The 768-nt window shown below is 48.0% G+C and carries 1 protein-coding gene; it reads left to right on the top strand.

The window, feature by feature from the left end:
* A partial coding sequence (locus tag R8O10_RS24810) for a MotA/TolQ/ExbB proton channel family protein (RefSeq protein WP_318191901.1) occupies nucleotides 1-768 on the top strand: 768 nt, incomplete at both ends.

Here is a 768-nt window from a genome sequence, read left to right as displayed (position 1 = left end):
TCTCTTTCACTTTGCTCGATGGAGAAGGTAAAGAACAGAAAGTCAACGGTGTTCGTCTTGGCGCAATGGCACTACTTGATGACAATGGCTATGTGAAATGGAACGGCCAGCGTGGTGACGCAGTGAACTATTTGCGTCAGCCAGAAAATGGTCCGACAGCGAGCGCATTCACCAACGGCGAATTGGATTCGTTAGTTATTGATCCATCGCGTGGCATTCTTTTAGAACAGCTAGCGAACTCGCCAACGCTGAAAGATCGTCTAAATGCGGGTGGCGTAGTTGGCCAGATCATCCTTGTTCTATTAGCGATTGGTTTGATTATCGCATTGGTTCGCGGTGTGTCTCTTTTCATTGCTCGCCAAAAAATCGCGAAGCAGCTAAAGAATCCAACCAAAGCAGAAGATAACCCTCTAGGTCGCGTTCTTTCTGTTTATCAAAACGACAAACATCGAAGTGTCGAAGCATTAGAATTGCGTCTACTTGAGGCGGTGGTTGATGAGCAAACGCACCTTGAAAAAGGACTATCGATGCTCAAACTGCTTGCAGCGCTGGCACCAATGTTAGGTCTGCTAGGTACGGTAACGGGCATGATCGAAACATTCCAAGTGATCACTCAGTTTGGTAATGGCGATCCAAAAGTCATGGCGGGCGGTATTTCGATGGCGTTGGTGACAACGGTTCTCGGCTTGGTAGCCGCAATGCCACTGCTTCTGGCGCATAATGTGCTGAGTTCTCAAGCCGAGAGCATTCGCAACATTCTAGAAAAGC

The organism is Vibrio sp. 1727, assembly GCF_033344415.1.
GTDB lineage: Bacteria > Pseudomonadota > Gammaproteobacteria > Enterobacterales > Vibrionaceae > Vibrio > Vibrio alginolyticus.
This window is presented reverse-complemented; position numbering and strand designations above follow the sequence as displayed.